The 17,975-nt window shown below is 72.2% G+C and carries 16 protein-coding genes; 8 read left to right on the top strand and 8 right to left on the bottom strand.

Annotation, left to right across the window (positions count from 1 at the left end; all coding sequences use genetic code 11):
- Positions 1-55 precede the first annotated feature (55 nt).
- Positions 56-511 carry a gamma-glutamylcyclotransferase family protein gene (locus FHU34_RS31645; protein ID WP_088946172.1) on the top strand — a complete coding sequence of 152 codons (456 nt, stop codon included), beginning with the start codon at positions 56-58 and terminating at the stop codon, positions 509-511.
- A gap of 75 nt (positions 512-586) precedes the next feature.
- On the opposite strand, the gene FHU34_RS31640 is transcribed toward FHU34_RS31645, so the two are convergent.
- The 4 genes from FHU34_RS31640 to FHU34_RS31620 all read right to left on the bottom strand — a co-directional run bounded on the left by FHU34_RS31640 (position 587) and on the right by FHU34_RS31620 (position 4,145).
- The gene (locus FHU34_RS31640) at positions 587-1,546 is read right to left on the bottom strand and encodes a GNAT family N-acetyltransferase (RefSeq protein ID WP_145786275.1); all 960 of its coding nucleotides are present in this window, start codon (positions 1,544-1,546) and stop codon (positions 587-589) included.
- Between the two features lie 49 nt (positions 1,547-1,595).
- Positions 1,596-2,351 (bottom strand): SCO6745 family protein, encoded by a 756-nt coding sequence (locus tag FHU34_RS31635; protein ID WP_145786492.1) that lies wholly within the window; start codon positions 2,349-2,351, stop codon positions 1,596-1,598.
- A gap of 134 nt (positions 2,352-2,485) precedes the next feature.
- Positions 2,486-3,508: a hypothetical protein gene (locus FHU34_RS31625; RefSeq protein ID WP_145786274.1), complete on the bottom strand. Its 1,023-nt coding sequence runs from the start codon at positions 3,506-3,508 to the stop codon at positions 2,486-2,488.
- Positions 3,509-3,512: 4 nt separating this feature from the next.
- Positions 3,513-4,145 (bottom strand): MBL fold metallo-hydrolase, encoded by a 633-nt coding sequence (locus tag FHU34_RS31620; RefSeq protein ID WP_145786273.1) that lies wholly within the window; start codon positions 4,143-4,145, stop codon positions 3,513-3,515.
- Between the two features lie 93 nt (positions 4,146-4,238).
- Between FHU34_RS31620 and FHU34_RS31615 the strand changes: the two genes are divergently transcribed.
- Positions 4,239-5,210 (top strand): DUF4349 domain-containing protein, encoded by a 972-nt coding sequence (locus tag FHU34_RS31615; RefSeq protein WP_145786272.1) that lies wholly within the window; start codon positions 4,239-4,241, stop codon positions 5,208-5,210.
- Here FHU34_RS31615 and FHU34_RS31610 read toward each other — a convergent pair.
- Together FHU34_RS31610 and FHU34_RS31605 are read right to left on the bottom strand one after the other, a co-directional pair.
- Entirely contained in the window at positions 5,167-6,426 is a 1,260-nt protein-coding gene (locus FHU34_RS31610) for an amidohydrolase (protein WP_145786271.1), read from the bottom strand. The genes FHU34_RS31615 and FHU34_RS31610 overlap by 44 nt on opposite strands.
- 448 nt (positions 6,427-6,874) lie before the next feature.
- The gene (locus FHU34_RS31605; protein WP_145786270.1) at positions 6,875-8,458 is read right to left on the bottom strand and encodes an acyl-CoA mutase large subunit family protein; all 1,584 of its coding nucleotides are present in this window, start codon (positions 8,456-8,458) and stop codon (positions 6,875-6,877) included.
- 206 nt (positions 8,459-8,664) lie between these two features.
- Here FHU34_RS31605 and FHU34_RS31600 point away from each other — a divergent pair, with 206 nt between their 5' ends.
- Both FHU34_RS31600 and FHU34_RS31595 read left to right on the top strand, forming a co-directional pair.
- The gene (locus FHU34_RS31600) at positions 8,665-10,737 is read left to right on the top strand and encodes a serine/threonine-protein kinase (RefSeq protein WP_145786269.1); all 2,073 of its coding nucleotides are present in this window, start codon (positions 8,665-8,667) and stop codon (positions 10,735-10,737) included.
- Positions 10,738-10,785: 48 nt separating this feature from the next.
- The gene (locus tag FHU34_RS31595; protein ID WP_145786268.1) at positions 10,786-12,453 is read left to right on the top strand and encodes a phospho-sugar mutase; all 1,668 of its coding nucleotides are present in this window, start codon (positions 10,786-10,788) and stop codon (positions 12,451-12,453) included.
- A gap of 175 nt (positions 12,454-12,628) precedes the next feature.
- Here the strand turns inward: FHU34_RS31595 and FHU34_RS31590 are convergent, their stop codons facing one another.
- Both FHU34_RS31590 and upp read right to left on the bottom strand, forming a co-directional pair.
- On the bottom strand, positions 12,629-13,306 hold the full coding sequence (locus tag FHU34_RS31590; protein ID WP_145786267.1) for a GOLPH3/VPS74 family protein: 678 nt from the start codon (positions 13,304-13,306) through the stop codon (positions 12,629-12,631).
- Between the two features lie 74 nt (positions 13,307-13,380).
- Entirely contained in the window at positions 13,381-14,013 is a 633-nt protein-coding gene (gene upp / locus FHU34_RS31585; protein WP_145786266.1) for a uracil phosphoribosyltransferase, read from the bottom strand.
- Positions 14,014-14,136: 123 nt separating this feature from the next.
- On the opposite strand from upp, the gene deoC reads away from it, so the two are divergent.
- The 4 genes from deoC to FHU34_RS31565 all read left to right on the top strand — a co-directional run bounded on the left by deoC (position 14,137) and on the right by FHU34_RS31565 (position 17,975).
- Positions 14,137-15,096, top strand: a complete 960-nt coding sequence (deoC, locus tag FHU34_RS31580) for a deoxyribose-phosphate aldolase (RefSeq protein WP_145786265.1) — start codon at positions 14,137-14,139, stop codon at positions 15,094-15,096.
- 6 nt (positions 15,097-15,102) lie between these two features.
- Complete coding sequence (locus FHU34_RS31575; RefSeq protein ID WP_145786264.1) at positions 15,103-16,533, top strand: aldehyde dehydrogenase family protein; 1,431 nt, start codon at positions 15,103-15,105, stop codon at positions 16,531-16,533.
- A complete protein-coding gene (locus FHU34_RS31570; protein WP_145786263.1) occupies positions 16,526-17,350 on the top strand; it encodes an aldehyde dehydrogenase family protein in 825 nt (274 codons plus the stop codon). The genes FHU34_RS31575 and FHU34_RS31570 overlap by 8 nt, the downstream gene beginning before the upstream one ends.
- A gap of 163 nt (positions 17,351-17,513) precedes the next feature.
- Entirely contained in the window at positions 17,514-17,975 is a 462-nt protein-coding gene (locus tag FHU34_RS31565; protein ID WP_145786262.1) for a BlaI/MecI/CopY family transcriptional regulator, read from the top strand.

Raw genomic sequence — 17,975 nt, 5'->3', positions numbered from 1 at the left:
TCGACACGCACAGTCGTATTCTCCCCCACCCGTCCGTCGGGCTATCGTCATCGCCGTGCGTCATCACGCCGCCTACGGCTCAAATCTCGACCCCGCCCGGATGCGCGCCTACTGTCCGCATTCCCCGATGGTGGGCACCGGCTGGCTGGAAGGCTGGCGGCTGACCTTCGCCGGCGCGGACGTGATCGGCTGGGAGGGTGCGGTCAGCACCCTGGTCGAGTCTCCCGGTGACCGGGTCTTCGTGGCGCTCTACGACATCCACCCGTACGACGCCGGCCAGCTCGACGAGCTCGAGGGGGTGACCGCCGGCACGTACCGCAAGCTGCACGTCCGGGTCTCCACGCTCGACGGCGACGTGACGGCATGGATCTACGTCTTCAACGGGTACGAGGGCGGCCTGCCGACGTCGTGGTACCTGTCCGAGATCGCGAACGCCGCCGAGAAGGCGGGCGCCCCGGACGACTACGTCACCGAGTTGCGGTCCCGCCCCACCGGCACCGCGTCGGCGTAGCAGCGCGTATCGCACGCCCCCAGTCTGCTACCGCTGTCGACCGGATCGCCGGTCGGGCCCGACCGGGGTCGTCAATCACACACCGGCGGCCGGTACGGAACGCTCGTACATGTCGGTCCACAGGATCTCCCGCAGGCCCACCGACTCGTACAGCGACAGCGGCGCGGTCGGGTTGCTGAGGTCGACGCCGAGACCCGCCGACTGCCGGCCCTTCTCGGCGTAGCGGGCGAAGGCGCGGCGCAGCAGCGCCGCACCCATACCCCTCCGGCGGTACGCGGACCGCACCGACAAACTCTTCACCCAGCCCTGCTGCTGGTCGAGCGCCTGGTCCGAGGACTGCAACACGCCGGCCGGCACCCCGTCCACCTCGGCGACGAACCACTCGTCCCAGGCGGTCAGGTCGCCGATCCGAGCCCGCCACCGGTCGTACGACACCGATTCGTGGTCCGGGGTGTCGGCGAAGGCGGCGTCGTAGATCCGGTGAAACTCCCGCAGGTCGGCCTCGTCGTCGGGGCGTACCTGTCGCACTGTCACGCCGGGCGGCGGCGCGGGCTCGTCCGGCAGGTCGGCCAGCGAGCGGCTCATCCGGACGTACCGCTTGGCGAGGGTGAACCCGGCCTCGGTCAGGTCCCGCTCCCAGGCGCGTTCCGGCGCGAAGACCGCGCAGCGGACGGTGAGCGCCGGCAGCCCTCGCTCGGCGGCACGCTCGGCGACCCGGTCCAGTTGTCGGGCCAGCAGCGGCGCCCGGACGGTGGCAGCGCGCGCCGGGTCGACGTAGACCTCCACGAACTCCCGGCCGACGCCGGTCGGGTTGTCGACCGTCGCCCAGCCGACCACGGCGCCGTCCGGGTCGACCGCCAGCCAGGAGTCCCGGGTCGGGTCGAAGTGGGGGGCGGTCAGCGACGCCGCGACGTCCTCCGCGTCGAAGTCGGGATGGCCGATGGCGAAGGTGTCGGCAGCGTGCACCACGGCGAGGATCGCGGGCACGTCGGCGAGGGTGGGCCTGCGCGTTGTCCAACCAGCGGGAAGGGTCACGGCAGAGCATCTTGACAGCGGACCGCCGACGGCGCCGCCTATTTTCCGCTCACTCGGGCCTCCCGCCCTGTGCGAGCAGGGTGGCCCGGGTGCGGTGCAGCAACTCCACCAACTCGGTGCAGTCGGCGGGGCCGAGGGCGGTGAACGCCGGCGCGGCCAGTCTGTTGGTCACGGCCTCGGCCCAGAGTCGCCGGCGGACCAACGGCCCGATCGGGGGGTATGGCGGCGGCCAGCCGCAGGCCACTGCCCCGGCCTCCCCCTCCGGGCCGGACAGCACCGCCTCCAGCGCGGTCATCCCGGCGGCGCGCACCGCCAACAGGTAGGCGCCGGTGAAGTGTTCGCGGAGCAACCGCAGCCCGGCGGCGGTCCGGGCCCCCGGGCTGAGATCCGGCAGCGGCATGGCCCGCCAGGCGGCGAAGAGCGGCATTCCGCTGGCGTCCGCGGCGACCACCGCCCGCTCGACGAGTGCGGCCAGACGCTCGGTGTCGGGCAGGGCGCCGAGCTGCTGAGCCCCCCATCGACAGCACTCGGCGAGACTCGCGGCGGCCACCTCGATCGGCGGCACGACCCGGCCGGCGGCGTCCCAACCGTCGGCGACGGCGTCCGGGGCGAGGAAGCCGAGAGCGGCGGCGGCGGTCTCGGCCCGCACATCGCCGAGGGCGCCGGCCCGGCCGCCGATGTAGAACGCCCAGCCGGAGATGCCGAGCAGCCGGGCCCGGCGCAGCGTGGTCGGGTCCCGGCTGAACGCGTCACCCAGGTCGAGCACGACGGGTTTGCTGGCGGCGGCGGCCTGCTCCGGTGTCATCCGAGCGCCGCCCACCAGGATCGCCTGCGGGTCCGGGGCGTCCTCGGACAACCCGACCCGTCACCCACGACGACTCCCCGCACCGGGGTCACCCGCCGTGGACGGTCCGCGTACTCGTCGTCGTCCATCGATGGTCAGTCTGCCGCGCCGACGCCCGCGTCCGCATCCCCCTCTTCGGCCGCCAACGCCTCGATCGCCGCCTCCACCTCACCCGCGCGCCGGCGAGCCGAGGTGACAGCACGCTCGGCGGCGCGCCGAGCGAGCTTGGCTCGGCTGAGATCCTGCTCGGCGACCGCCCGCCGCCGCTCCAACTCGACCAACTCGGCCTCGATCCCGTCGAGTACGGCGACGCCGTCCTGCTCCTGCGCGGTGGCCTCGGTCAGCTCGGCCTCGACACGTTCCTGGTCGGCCTGGGCACGCCCCAGTTCCCGGTCCAGGACGCGGCGCTGCCGAGCCCGCTCGGCGCGGGCCGCCCGCTGCGCAGCCCGCTCGGCCTGCTCGGCGCGCTCCGCTGCCCGGTCCGTACGGGAGGTCGTCCGGTCTGTGCGGGAGGTCGTCCGATCCGTGCGGGAGGCGACCTCGGGGCGTTCCCGCTGGGTACCGGGTCGGCGGGCCGGGCGCTCCTCCTGCTCCTCCTCGTCGCCGGTGACCAGCCGCAGTTGTGGCCGGGGCACCTCACCGAACCCGGCGTAACTGGCCGCCCGGAGCAGACGGCCTGCCCGGACCTGCTCGGCGACCTCGGCGTCGGAGAACGCCGCGTTCAGGGTCGCCTCCACCTCGGCCAGTGGCAGCCGACCCGCCGGCGGCGCTTCCGGTTCCGCCGCGGCGAGCTTGCGGACCTCGACGACCAGGGCGCCGACCACCGCCCGGCGCTGCGCGGACAGCTCCCGGAGCCGGGGCCCGCGCAGCTCCCGCTGGGCGGTGCGGAGCGCGTCCGCGAGCTGCACCAGGTCGGCCACCAGCTCGGGGCGTCTGATGGCGAGCAGGTTCACCAGCCAGGCGGCCACCGTCGGACGACGTAGCCGGGCCAACTGTCGGGCGGTGGTCGCGTCCCCGGCACGGCGGGCCTCGGCCACGGCGGCGTCCCGGGCGGCCACGAACCGGTCCGGTGGGGTGCGGTAGAGCTGCTGCACCAGCTCCGTCGAGGGGCCGGGCATCGGGTCAGACGTCCACCCGGCTGCCAGGCTCCAGCCGCTGGTAATCGGTGCCGGACATCGCCGCGTACTGCCGGTCGAGCACACCCAGCCCGTTGTCGTTGAGCAGGGCGTCGTGCAAGGCGTACGCGCGGCGCGGCGCGACCGCCCGGATGAAGTCGAGCACCTCGGAGAACTTCGACCAGGGGGCGTGGATCGGCGCGAAGAGCGTGTCGACGGGAGTCTCGTCGGGCACCACCAGGGAGTCCCCCGGGTGGTAGACGACGTCGTTGATCAGGTAGCCGAGGTTGTCGATCACCGGGATGTCCGGGTGGATCACCGCGTGCCGCCCCCCGTACGCGCGCACGGCGACCCCGGCGGCGGTGAACGACTGGCCGGCGGTGACCGGGTGCAGGGCCTCGGCCGCGTCTCCCAGGGTCTCGGCGAGCGAGGCGGGACCGTGGATCGGGAACGGCTGCCGGTCGAGCTGGAGGCGGAGCGCGGCCAGGTCGAGGTGGTCCGGGTGTTGGTGGGTGATCAGCACCGCGTCCGCACCGTCCAGTGCCACCGTCGGGTCGCTGAACACCCCGGGGTCGACGACGAGCACTCCACCGTCGTGCTCCACGCGAAGGCAGGAGTGGGCGTACTTGGTGAGTCGCATCGTGACTCCTCGATTATCGAATCGTGACGTCCTCAGCGCAGTCTGCCGGAACCAGCCGACGCGTGCGCCGCGTCCGAGCTATCGCCACACCGGATGACGATGATGGGAGCGGGGATGGATGGACGGACGGTACGACGCCGCGGCACAGCGCTTGCGGTAGCGGCACTGGCGGCCGCGCTGGTGCTCACGGGTTGCAGCGCCGGCGACAGCGGGGCGAAGGACACCGCCGGCTCGGCCGCCGAGCCACCGGCGGCGGCGAACGGCGGCGAGGCGGGCAGGGACGCCGCCAAGGGCGGGACGCAGGAGGCGGCCGGTGCCGGCGCACCGGATCTGCGGGTCGACCAACGGGCGATCATCTACACGGGAACGATGCGCGTGCAGGTGGACGATGTGGACGCGGCGGCCCGTGAGGTCGTCGCCGTGGCCACCCGGGCCGGTGGCTTCGTCGGCGGCGACCAGCGACGCAGTGCCGACGAGGACGCGGTGGCGGAGTTGCAGTTGCGGGTGCCGGCACCGAAGTTCTCCGGCGTGGTGGAGGAGATCTCGAAGCTCGGCCGGCAGCAGAGCCGGGAGATCAACACCCAGGACGTCACTGAGGAGACCGTCGACCTGGATGCCCGGATCACGAGTCAGCGGGCCCGGGTGGACAGTGCCCGCCGTCTACTGTCCCGGGCCAGCTCGATCACCGACCTGGTGACGTTGGAGAACGAGTTGGGCCGCCGGGAGGCCGACCTGGCGTCGCTGGAGGCGAAGAAGCGTCGGCTGGCCGACCTGACGGCTCTCTCCACGATCACCGTGTCGCTGGCCGGGCCGGCGGCGAAGAAGGCCACCGACGACAAGGACGAGACCGGTTTCCTGGTCGGGCTCCGGGGCGGCTGGAAGGCGTTCGTCGCCTCGTTGACAGTGATGCTCACCGTGCTGGGGGCGCTGCTGCCCTGGCTGGTGGCCTTCGGCGTGCCGGTGGCGGTGCTGCTGCTGGTGCTGCGTCGGCGGAAGAAGACCGCGGCCCCGGCCGCGCCGGTCAGCGCGCAGCCGCCAGTGCCCGCAGCGCGGTCTGCACCATGACGCGTACGCCGGCCGGGATGGCCCGCTCGTCCACGTCGAAGCTGGCGCGGTGCAGGTCGACGTTGGGACCGGAGCGACCCACGCCGAGCCGGGCGAGGGCGCCGGGGACGTACTCCAGATACCAGGAGAAGTCCTCGCCGCCCATGCTCTGCGGCGTCTCGGCGATCCCTTCCGGGCCGAGCGCCGCGGCGGTGGCGGCGGTCAGGACCTGGATGGCACGGGAGTCGTTGCACACCGGCGGCCGGCCCCGCAGGTATTCCAGGTCGACAGTGGCGCCGGTCGGGGCGATCACGTCCCGGACCACCTGAGCGACGATCTTGGGAGCCTGCTCCCAGGTGTCGCGGTCCATCACCCGCAGGGTGCCGGAGGCGCTCGCCTCGGACGGGATGACGTTGTACCGGGTGCCGGCCGAGGCGTGGCCGAAGACCAGCAGCAGACCACTGTTGGCCGGCACCCGGCGGCTGACCAGGGCGGGCACCTCGGTGATCAACCGGCCGAGCGCGTCGACCAGGTCGACGGTCAGGTGCGGCCGGGCGGTGTGGCCGCCCGGGCCGGAGAGCCGGACGGTGACGTTGTCGGCAGCTGCGGTGATCGGGCCGACCCGCAGGCCGACCTGGCCCACCGGCAGGTTCGGGTCGCAGTGCAGCGCGAAGATCTGCACCACGTCGTCCAGGCCGCCGGCCTCGATGACCTCCAGCGAGCCGCAGGGCAGGATCTCCTCGGCCGGCTGGAAGATGAGCCGGACTCGCCCGTCCAGCTCACCGAGGTCGGCGAGCTGGGCCAGCAACATGCCGACGCCGAGCAGGATCGAGGTGTGCACGTCGTGCCCGCAGGCGTGGCACACGCCCTCCACGGTCGACCGGTAGGACACATCCTTGGGGTCGTCGAGCGGCAGGGCGTCGATGTCGGCGCGCAGCGCGACGACCGGGCCGTCCGGCCTGCCGTTGACGTCGCAGATCACACCGTTGCCCTTGGGCAGCAGGCGCGGGTTCAGCCCGGCCAGCGACAGCTCCCTGGCGATCAGCGCGGCCGTCTCGAACTCGTTGCCGGACAGCTCAGGGTGCGAGTGGAGGTGACGGCGCGTAGCGATCAACCCCGGTACGCGGAGCGCGAGGAGGTGGTCCAGGTCGCGGGGCAGGGGCTGGGACCCGGGCGGCGTCTCCAGCCAGGACGACGCCAGCTGGCCCTCAGTGGGCAGCGTCAACGCACTCGTCACGTCGAATTCTCGATCACTAGAGATGGATGGATCATCGGGGACAGCAGACAGCCTAGACCTCCGGCGGTGACGCTGCGCAACCTCGTTACGGTAATGATCAGACCGCGTAGCGTCACGTATGCCCTGCTGGGGGCGCTCGGAGATGTGCGGGACAGCAGGTAGATCGTGCTCGAACGCCGTCATCCGCCCCTCACCTCCTACAACGCGTAACCAGTCGCGGCAGTCACGAATCCGGCGCCACTCAGGGGACCCCTGTTGCAAATTGTCGCATTAGTCGGGGTGGTGAACTGACACTCCGACAATTAGCCGACCACACTCCGCAACGAGCCGGATAAGGACGCTCACACGCAGGCACCCACCACGGGCGCACACGGTGTGCGTTCGCGCTCGACCGAGGGGGTACCCGCTGAGCGCGATGGACACACCGCGCTCAGCGGTCAGGGGTGGGTCAGAAGCGGTCGGTCGGCCGGTACAGCCCCCACGCCTCACGCAACGTCCCACAGACCTCGCCCACGGTGGCCCGCGCCCGCAGCGCCGCCTTCATCGGGTACAGCACGTTGTCCGTGCCGTCGGCGGCGGCCCGCAGATCGGCCAGCGCCCGCGCCACCGCGTCGCCGTCCCGCTCGGCGCGCAGCCGCGCCAGCCGTTCGGCCTGGGCCGCCTCGATCGCCGGGTCGACCCGCAGCGGCTCGTACGGCTCCTCCTCGTCCACGGTGAACCGGTTGAGCCCGACCACCACCCGCTCACCCGAGTCGATCTCCTGGGCGATCCGGTACGCGGACTGCTCGATCTCCCGCTTCTGGAACCCGGCCTCGATCGCGTCCACCGCGGAACCGTGGTCGGCCACCCGCTCCATCAACTCGACGGCGGCGGCCTCGATCTCGGCGGTCATCGCCTCCACCACGTACGAGCCGGCGAACGGGTCGACGGTGGCGGTGAGGTCCGTCTCGTACGCCAGCACCTGCTGGGTGCGCAGCGCGAGCCGGGCCGCCTTCTCGGTGGGCAGCGCGATGGCCTCGTCGAAGCTGTTGGTGTGCAGCGACTGGGTGCCGCCGAGCACCGCACCCAGCCCCTGTACCGCCACCCGGACCAGGTTCACCTCCGGCTGCTGCGCGGTGAGCTGCACGCCGGCGGTCTGGGTGTGGAACCGCAGCATCATCGACTTCGGGTCCTTGGCGCCGAAGTCGTCGCGCATCAGCCGGGCCCAGATCTTCCGGGCTGCGCGGAACTTCGCCACCTCCTCGAGCAACGTGGTGCGGGCCACGAAGAAGAACGACAGCCGGGGGGCGAAGTCGTCCACGGCGAGCCCGGCGGCCAGCGCCGCGCGCACGTACTCCACGCCGTTGGCCAGGGTGAACGCGATCTCCTGCGCGGGCGTCGCGCCGGCCTCGGCCATGTGGTAGCCGGAGATGGAGATGGTGTTCCACTTCGGCACCTCCTTGCGGCAGTACGCGAACGTGTCGGCCACCAGGCGCAGCGACGGCTTCGGCGGGAAGATGTACGTCCCCCGGGCGATGTACTCCTTGAGGATGTCGTTCTGGATCGTGCCGTTGAGCGCCGCGCCGGGCACCCCGTTCTCCTCGGCGACGAGCTGGTAGAGCAGCAGCAGCACCGAACCGGGTGCGTTGATCGTCATCGAGGTGGAGACCTTGTCCAGCGGGATGTCGGCGAAGAGCAGCCGCATGTCCTCGATGGAGTCGATGGCGACGCCCACCTTGCCTACCTCGCCGTGCGCGATCGGCTCGTCGGAGTCGTAGCCCATCTGGGTCGGCAGGTCGAAGGCGACCGAGAGGCCCATCGTGCCGGCCCGCAACAGTTGGTGGTACCGCGCGTTGGACTCGGTGGCGGTGCCGAAGCCGGCATACTGGCGCATGGTCCACGGACGGGAGGTGTACATCGTGGGGTAGACCCCCCGGGTGTACGGGAACTCGCCGGGGCCGCCCAGCCGGGAGTCCAGGTCCTCCGGAAGGTCGGCCTCCGTGTAGACGCCGTTGATCGGGAAACCGGACTCGCTTGACCGCCGTTCACTCATCCCCGGATGGTAGGACGCCTGGCCACGCCGTCGGGTGAGGGATACCGCACAGTGCGTCCCGACCGGTCGACACGAGGTGAACGACAAGGCACGTTCTGTCGACTTCGATAAACGTCCGCCGCGTCGGCTTTCGCATCGGGCGTCGGAACCAGCAAGATAGGGGGGTTGTGTCCCAGCCCCCCTCGATTTCCCCCGGTGGCTTTTCTGTGACTCAGATCCCGACGTGGAGCGGCGGACCAGTCAGTCCCGCCAACGGACGAGCGGCGCCCGGCACCACCATTGGTGGCCGGTACTCGCTGCGGTCCTCGGTGGGCAACGGCGGCATGGGCACGGTGTGGCGCGCCACAGACACGCTGCTGCGCCGTGACGTGGCGGTCAAGGAGGTCGTCCTACCTCCAGGGCTGGCCCCCAGCGACCGCGACGCCATGTACGAACGCACCCTGCGCGAGGCCCGCGCCGCCGCCGCGATCCAGCACCCCGCGGTGGTTCAGGTGTACGACGTGGTCACCGAGGCTGGCCGGCCGTGGATCGTGATGGAGCTGCTGGACGCCCGCAGCCTCGCCGACATGGTGATCGAGGACGGGCCGGTCGCGCCCCGCGCCGTCGCCAAGATCGGCATCGCGTTGCTCGGCGCGTTGGAGGTCGCGCACGCGATCGGTGTGCTGCACCGCGACGTGAAGCCCGCCAACGTGCTGATCTGCACCGACGGGCGCTGCGTGCTGACCGACTTCGGCGTCGCCCGGATGCCCACCGACGTGCAGCTCACCACCCCCGGCATGGTGCTCGGCTCACCGCACTTCATCTCGCCCGAGCGCGCCATGGGCCAGGAGTTCGGCCCACCGAGCGATCTTTTCTCGCTGGGTGTGACGCTCTACACCGCAGTCGAGGGTCGGCCCCCGTTCGACAAGGGCGACCCGATCGAGACCATGCACGCCGTGGTCGAGGACCCGCCCGCGCCGCCGCAGCGCAGTGGGGCGCTGACCCGCGTGCTGATGGGTCTGCTGGAGAAGGACCCGGCCCGGCGACTGGACGTGCACACCTCCCGGGCCATGCTGCGCGAGCTGCTCGCTGGCCCACTGGGCAGCACCGCGACCGCCGTGCACTCGGTCACCGACCCGTACGCCGTGGTGCCGGTCCAGCAGCGCCCCGTGCCCGTCCTGCCGCCGCCTCCGGCGGAGCCGAAGCCGGACAACCAGATCGGTGGCCCCGCCATGCTGGCCCCCGGTGAGTCGTTGACCGACCGGCTGGCGGCGCTGAACCGGGGCGAGCGCCCAGCGCCCGCCGGCGCGGCCGACGCCACCGGGCTCGACGAGACCAGCGCCGACGCGCTGGCCGGTCCGCTGCACACACCCACCGGGGCGATGCCCCCACCCGGCCGGTCGACCGCCGGACGCGCCTACGGCGGCAACGCGGACGCCACCCAGCGCGTGGACGCCGGCGCGCACCCGGACGCCACCCAGCGGGTCACCTACGGCACTCCGGCCGACGCCACCCAGCAGGTCGGCTACGGCGGCGCGCCGGAGGCCACCCAACGCATCGGGGGCACCTACGGCGGCGGCAACCAGTGGTCGGTGCCGGGCACCGGCCAGCCCTGGGCCGCCGCACCCGCCTCGGGCGGCAGCGCTTCGGGCGGCGGCGCTCTGGACAAGGTCCGCGCCGCGGGTGGTCAGCTCGTCAGCACGGTCAAGGGCTGGCCGCGAAAGGTGCAGCTCGCCGCTGCCGGTGGCCTGGTCGTGGTGCTGCTGATCACAGCTGTGGCGCTCTCCGGTGGCGACGACGCCCCGCCGAACACCCCGGCGGCGCAGCCCACCCCGTCCGCGCCGGCGGCTCCCACTGTCGAGATGCAGGAACACGCCGCCCGGGGCATCCAGGTCATGGTGCCGAAGGGCTGGAAGAAGGCCACCGGCGGTTCCTACACCGACTACATCGACCCGGAGGACAGCGGCCGCAAGGTGCGCATCATCACCGAGAAGTGGTCCAGCAGCTCCACCCGGTGGGCGGAGACGGCCGAGAACGGCCTCAAGTCCAAGTCGACCACCTGCGTCAAGCCGTACCAGCAGATCAGCGCCACCGAGACCGAGCTGGCCAGCAAGGCGGCCGCCGAATTCGAGTACACGTGCGGCGAGGGCGACGCCATGCGGCACGGTGTCTGGCGTGGTGTGGCGGAGGGCGGTAAGGCGTACTCCTTCTACCTCACCGCCACGGACGCCAAGTTCGCGGAGAGCAAGCCGATCTTCGACGAGATGGTGCGGACGTTCCAGCTCACCGGGGACGGCTGAGCCGGAGGGAACCCGCAGCGGTGATCCGCCGCCGTGCTATCAAGGGGCATGGCGGCGGACACCACTGACATCGACGACATTCGCGAGCAAGCCCGGCGCTGGCTGGCTGACGACCCCGACCCGGCCAGCCGGGACGAGCTGACGGCGGTGCTCGACGGCCTGCCGGCGAGCGCACCGGAGCTGGCCGACCGGTTCGCTGGCCCGCTGACCTTCGGCACCGCGGGCCTCCGTGGCCCGCTACGGGCCGGCCCGAACGGCATGAACCTCGCCGTGGTCACCCAGGCCGCAGCCGGCCTGGTCGGTTGGCTCGCCGCCCAGGGCGGCACCGGCCCCCTGGTGATCGGGTACGACGCTCGGCACGGCTCCAAGCAGTTCGCCGAGCGCACCGCCCAGGTGGCCACTGGTGCTGGCCGGCCGGCGCTGCTGCTTCCCCGCCCGCTGCCCACCCCGGTGCTGGCGTACGCGGTGCGCCAGCTCGGCGGAGTCGCCGGTGTCATGGTCACGGCCAGCCACAACCCGCCCCAGGACAATGGCTACAAGGTCTACCTCGGCGCGGAGCTGGGCGGTGAACTGGGCGCCGGCGCACAGATCGTGCCGCCCGCCGACGCCGGCATCGAGGCGGCCATCCGTTCGGTCGGCCCGCTGACCCAGGTGCCACTGGGTCAACCCGGGCAGGTGCTCGGTGACGACCTGGTCGCCTCGTACGTCGAGCGGGCCACCGCGGTGATCGACCCGGACGGGCCACGGGACCTGTCGGTGGCGTACACCCCTCTGCACGGGGTGGGCGCGGCGGTGCTCACCGCCGCCTTCGCCCGCGCCGGTTTCCCGGTGCCCGGCGTGGTCCCCGACCAGGCCGAACCGGATCCGGCGTTCCCCACCGTGTCGTTCCCCAACCCGGAGGAGCCGGGCGCGGTGGACCGGCTCGTCGCGCTGGCCGACGCCACCGGCGCCGACCTCGCCATCGCCAACGACCCGGACGCGGACAGGTGCGCGGTGGTGGTCCGCGAAGAGCGCGACGGCTGGCGGATGCTGCGCGGCGACGAGGTGGGCGTGCTGCTCGCCGACCACCTGATGCGCCGGGGGGTGACCGGGCTCTACGCGACCACCATCGTGTCGTCGTCGCTGCTGCGGGCGATGTGCGCGGCCCGGGGTCTGCCCTACGACGAGACGCTTACCGGCTTCAAGTGGATCGTGCGGGCCGGCGGCGGGAGCGCGCCTCTGGTCTTCGGCTACGAGGAGGCGCTCGGCTACTGCGTCGCACCGGGGCACGTGCGGGACAAGGACGGCATCACGGCGGCACTGACAGTGGCCGAGCTGGCCGCCGGCCTCAAGGCACAGGGCCGCACCCTGACCGACCGGCTCGACGAGTTGGCCGCCGAGTTCGGCGTGCACCACACCGACCAGCTCTCCGTCCGGGTGGACGACCTGCGGGTGATCACCGACGCGATGGCCCGGATCCGCGCGGCCACGCCGACCGCCCTGCTCGGGCAGCCGGTGGACAGCGTCCGGGACCTGCTGCCCGAGTCGGACGTGGTGATCCTGCGCACCGCGTCGGCCCGGGTGGTGATCCGCCCGTCCGGGACCGAGCCGAAGCTCAAGGCGTACCTCGAGGTGGTGGAACCGGTTGCCGGCGGTGACGTCGCCGCCGCCCGGAGCCGAGCCGGCGCGGCGATCACGCGGCTGCGCGCCGAGGTCGGTGCCGCTCTCGGCATCTGACCCCGCGGACCCCCACCCACCCGCCACGCCGCCTTTGCTCTGCACCCGCGGATGCGCCGCTCTTGCTCTGCACCCGCGGATGCGCCATGCGGCGGTCCGCCCGGGTGGTGCGCCCACGGGTGCAGAGCAAAGGACGGCCAGGGGGTGTGGGTTGGCCGACGGTGCAGGCCGATGGTCAGGCGCGCTTGCCCAGCGCCGCGTCGACAGCTCCGGCCAGGGCGGCGACGACCAGGCCGACCGACGGGCGGACCACCGAGTCGTCGCTGCTCACCTGACCGGAGAAGCCCGCGCCGGTGGCGATCTCCTCCAGCCGTCGGCGAGCGGTGGCGACCTCCTCGCCACTCACGCCCAGCGCGGTCTCCATCCGGAGCACCACGACCAGGGTGGCCAGCGCGGCGGTCCGCTCGTCCGGGGCCGCCGCGCCGGTCAGGGCCTCGGTCAGCCGCTGGCGGGTCTCCGCCTCGACGGAGGCGTCCACCACCGGATAGCGGTGCACGTGGATGAAGCCCAGCTCGGTCTCGTCGACGTCGCGGACGACACCCTGGGCGCACAGATCACCGAGGATCTTGTCGCGCAGCCCGTGGCGCAGGCGCTGCACCCACGAGGCCGGGGTGTGCGGGGTGTCGGCCGCGATCCGGCCCAGCACCTCGTCGGCGACCGGCTCGCCGGTGGGTGTCGGGTCGACCACGGTCAACGACCCGTCGGCGTACGCGATCCGGCCGGCGATGGCCAGCTCCACCAGCACCGCGGCGGCCATGCCGAGGTCCAGGCTGATCCGCGGCATGGTCGCCTTGCCGGTCGAGTCGTCGTAGGCGAGGAGCAGCAACTCCTCGGCGAGCGCAACACCAGTCATGGCCGCAGACGGTAGCGGGTCCGCGCACCACCGCGTGCGGACCCGCCGGACCCGGCACCGACCGGGTGGAGCCCTCAGAACCGGGGCATGCCGCCGAACTGCCGGTCCCCGGCGTCCCCGAGCCCGGGGACGATGAACATGCTGTCGTTGAGCCCCTCGTCGATCGAGGCCGTGACCAGGCGGATCGGCAGACCGGAGCGTTCCAGCCGCTCGATGCCGACCGGGGCGGCGAGCACGCAGAGCACTGTGATGTCGGTGCAGCCGCGGTCGGCCAGCAGCCGGCAGGAGTGCTCCAGCGAGCCACCGGTCGCCAGCATCGGATCGAGCACCAGCACCGGCAGCCCGGCCAGGTCCCGGGGCAACGACTCCATGTACGCGCGCGGTTCGTAGGTCTCCTCGTCGCGGGCCAGACCGACGAAGCCCATCGACGACTCGGGGAGCAGGCCGAGTGCGGCGTCCGCCATGCCGAGGCCGGCCCGCAGCACCGGGACCAGCAGCGGCGGGTTGGCCAGCCGGGTGCCCTCGGTGCCGGTGACCGGCGTCTGCACCGGGTACCGCTCGACGGGGAAGGAGCGCGCCGCCTCGTACACCAGCATGGTGGTCAGTTCGTGCAGCGCGGCCCGGAACGTCGAGGAATCGGTGCGCGCGTCCCGCATGGCAGTCAACCTGGACTGGGCCAGCGGGTGGTCAATGACGTGTACATCCACGATCGCTCAACCTACCGGTCCGTCCGACGCGGCGGTGCCGGTGCGCTCGGACCAGCGACGCCGCTCACGCCGGAGCCGTCGTGACCAAGATCACTCGTCTCTTCGGTGCGTAGACTTCGGGGCATGACGGCGACAACGACGTCGGCCCGGTCGGAGCTCTCCGAGCTGGGACGATCCGAGACCGCTCTGCGGACCTTCCTCCACGGCCTGCCCGGCGTGGACCAGGTCGGCGCGGAGCAGCGGGCGGCACAGCTCGGCACCCGATCCATCAAGACCACCGCCAAGGCCCAGGCGATCGACCTGGCGATCCGGATGGTCGACCTGACCACCCTGGAAGGGGCGGACACCCCGGGCAAGGTGCGCGCGCTGGCCGCGAAGGCGCTGCGCCCCGACCCGGCCGACCCGTCCTGCCCGCACGTCGGGGCGGTCTGCGTCTACCCGGCGATGGTCCCGTACGTCGCCGAGGTGCTGCGCGGCAGCAACGTGCACCTGGCCAGCGTCGCCACCGCCTTCCCGTCGGGCCAGGCACCGTTGGAGATCAAGCTCGCCGACACCCGGGCCGCAGTCGCGGCCGGCGCCGACGAGATCGACATGGTGATCAACCGGGGTGCCTTCCTGGCCGGGCGGTACAAGGAGGTCTACGACGAGATCGTGGCCACCAAGGAAGCCTGCGGGGACGCCCACCTCAAGGTCATCCTGGAGACCGGCGAACTGGCCACGTACGACAACGTCCGGCGGGCCTCCTGGTTGGCCATGCTGGCCGGCGGCGACTTCATCAAGACCTCCACCGGCAAGGTCCCGGTCGCGGCGACCCTGCCGGTGACCCTGGTCATGTTGGAAGCGGTCCGCGACTTCCGGGCGGCGACCGGGCGGCAGGTGGGCGTGAAGCCCGCCGGTGGCATCAAGACCACCAAGGACGCCATCAAGTACCTGGTGATGGTCAACGAGACCGTCGGCCCGGACTGGCTCGACCCGGACTGGTTCCGCTTCGGCGCGTCCAGCCTGCTCAACGACCTGCTGATGCAGCGCACCAAGCTGACGACCGGCACCTACTCCGGTCCCGACTACTTCACCCTGGACTGATAGCCGATGTTCGAATACGCCCCCGCCCCCGAGTCCCGCTCGGTGGTGGACCTCAAACCCTCGTACGGGCTGTTCATCGACGGCACGTTCGTCGACCCGACCGACGGCGGCAGCTTCAAGTCGATCAACCCTGCCTCCGAGGAGGTGCTGGCCGAGGTAGCCGAGGCCGGCGCGCCGGACGTGGAGCGCGCGGTGCGTGCCGCCCGTAAGGCGTACGACAAGGTGTGGGGTCCGATGCCGGGCCGGGACCGGGCGAAGTACCTGTACCGGATCGCCCGCCTCATTCAGGAGCGCTCCCGCGAGCTGGCCGTGCTGGAGTCCCTGGACAACGGCAAGCCGATCCGGGAGTCCCGGGACGTCGACCTGCCGCTGGTCGCCGCGCACTTCTTCTACTACGCCGGGTGGGCCGACAAGCTGGGCCACGCCGGTTTCGGCCCGAACCCGCAGCCGATCGGCGTTGCCGCGCAGGTCATCCCGTGGAACTTCCCGCTGCTCATGCTCGCGTGGAAGATCGCCCCGGCGCTCGCCGCGGGCAACACCGTGGTGTTGAAGCCCGCCGAGACCACCCCGCTGACAGCGCTGCTCTTCGCCGAGATCTGCCAGCAGGCCGACCTGCCGGCCGGCGTGGTCAACATCCTCACCGGCGCCGGTGACACCGGCCGCGCCCTGGTCGAGCACCCCGGTGTCGACAAGGTGGCCTTCACCGGCTCCACCGACGTCGGTCGGGCCATCGCCCGATCCGTCGCCGGCACCCGCAAGAAGCTCACCCTGGAGTTGGGCGGCAAGGCCGCCAACATCGTCTTCGACGACGCGCCCATCGACCAGGCCGTCGAGGGCATCGTCAACGGCATCTTCTTCAACCAGGGGCACGTCTGCTGCGCGGGCTCCCGCCTGCTGGTCCAGGAGAACGTGGCCGACCGGGTGCTGGAGTCGCTGAAGCGGCGGATGGCCCAACTGCGCGTCGGCGACCCGCTGGACAAGAACACCGACGTCGGCGCGATCAACTCCGCTGCCCAGTTGGAGCGGATCCGCGAGCTGTCCGACGCCGGCTCCGCCGAGGGCGCCGAGCGCTGGTCACCGCCGTGCGAGCTGCCCGACCGCGGCTTCTGGTTCGCGCCCACCATCTTCACCGGCGTCACCCAGGCCCACCGGATCGCCCGCGAGGAGATCTTCGGTCCGGTGTTGTCGGTGCTCACGTTCCGCACCCCGGCCGAGGCCGTCGAGAAGGCCAACAACACGCCGTACGGGCTGTCGGCGGGAATCTGGACCGACAAGGGCTCCCGGATCCTGTGGATGGCCGACCGGCTGCGCGCCGGCGTCGTCTGGGCCAACACGTTCAACAAGTTCGACCCCACCTCGCCGTTCGGTGGCTACAAGGAGTCGGGTTACGGTCGCGAGGGCGGCCGGCACGGGCTGGAGGGCTACCTCAATGTCTGAGCGGGTCGCGGTACGCAAGACGTACAAGCTCTTCATCGGCGGGAAGTTCCCGCGCAGCGAGTCGGGACGGTCGTATCTCGTGCAGTCCTCGAATGTGTCACTGGCCTCCCGCAAGGACGCCCGGGACGCGGTGGTCGCCGCCCGCGCCGCCGTGAAGGGCTGGGCCGGCGCGACCGCGTACAACCGGGGTCAGATCCTCTACCGCGTCGCCGAGATGCTGGAGGGCCGCCGCGAGCAGTTCGTCGCCCTGGGCATCCCCGGCGACGAGGTGGACGCGGCGGTCGACCGCTGGGTCTGGTACGCCGGCTGGGCCGACAAGCTCGCCCAGGTGTACGGCGGCGCCAATCCGGTCGCCGGCCCCTACTTCAACATTTCCGCGCCCGAGCCGACCGGCGTGGTCGCGGTGGTCGCCCCGGAACGCCCGGCGCTGCTCGGCCTGGTCAGCGTGATCGCCCCGGCGATCGTCACCGGCAACACGGTGGTCGTGGCCGCCTCCCCGACCGAACCGTTGGCCGCGGTGACGCTGGCCGAGGTGCTGGCCACCTCCGACCTGCCCGGCGGGGTGGTCAACATCCTCACCGGCGCGATCACCGAGACCGCGCCGGCGTTGGCCGCGCACATGGACGTCAACGCGCTCGACCTGACCGGGGTGACCGACGGTTCGCTCGCCACCGAGTTGGAGGTCAAGGCGGCGGAGAACCTCAAGCGGGTGCTCCGGCCGGCCCCGGCCGACCATGACTGGTCCGCCGACCCAGGCCTGGCTCCGATGACCGCGCTCCTGGAGACCAAGACGGTGTGGCACCCCAAGGGGGTGTGATCGTCTGTCCTCGGCCTCTTTGGTTTTCCGGGGGGAGCCCGCCCACTCCGGGCGGTCAGGCTTGATCCCTGCGTGGGCGAGCTCCTCCCGGAAAACCTGACGTGGGCCGGGCCCGTCGGGAGGGGTCAGCTCACGGATCTACTACCGAGGGTAGGATTGGTGCGTGACTCGGCTGGGCGATCTTGAGCGTGCGGTGATGGACGTGTTGTGGGACGTGGTCCCCGGCACGTCGGATGGTGTGACCGTGCGCGAGGTGGCCGACGCGCTCGACGGCCGCGAGTTGGCGTACACGACGGTGATGACAGTGCTCGACCGACTCGCCGGCAAGGGCATGGTGCAGCGGGAGCGCGAGGGCCGGGCCTGGCGGTACCGGCCGGCGGCCAGCCGTGAGGCGCACATCGCCCAGCTCATGCTCGACGCCCTCGACCTGGGGGGCAGCCGGGACGCCGCGCTGGTGCGGTTCGCCCGCTCGGTGACCGGCACCGAGGCCGAGGTCCTGCGGGCGGCGCTCGGGAGCGAGGCCGGCCTGACCGGGTCGGGTTCCCCCGACGACGGCACCGAGTTGACCGACCGCGTGGACGGGCCGACGGGCCGACGGCCCGCCGGCGAGGCAGCGGAGCGGTAG

The sequence above is a fragment of the Micromonospora taraxaci genome (genome assembly GCF_007830095.1).
Taxonomy (GTDB): domain Bacteria; phylum Actinomycetota; class Actinomycetes; order Mycobacteriales; family Micromonosporaceae; genus Micromonospora; species Micromonospora taraxaci.
This window is presented reverse-complemented; position numbering and strand designations above follow the sequence as displayed.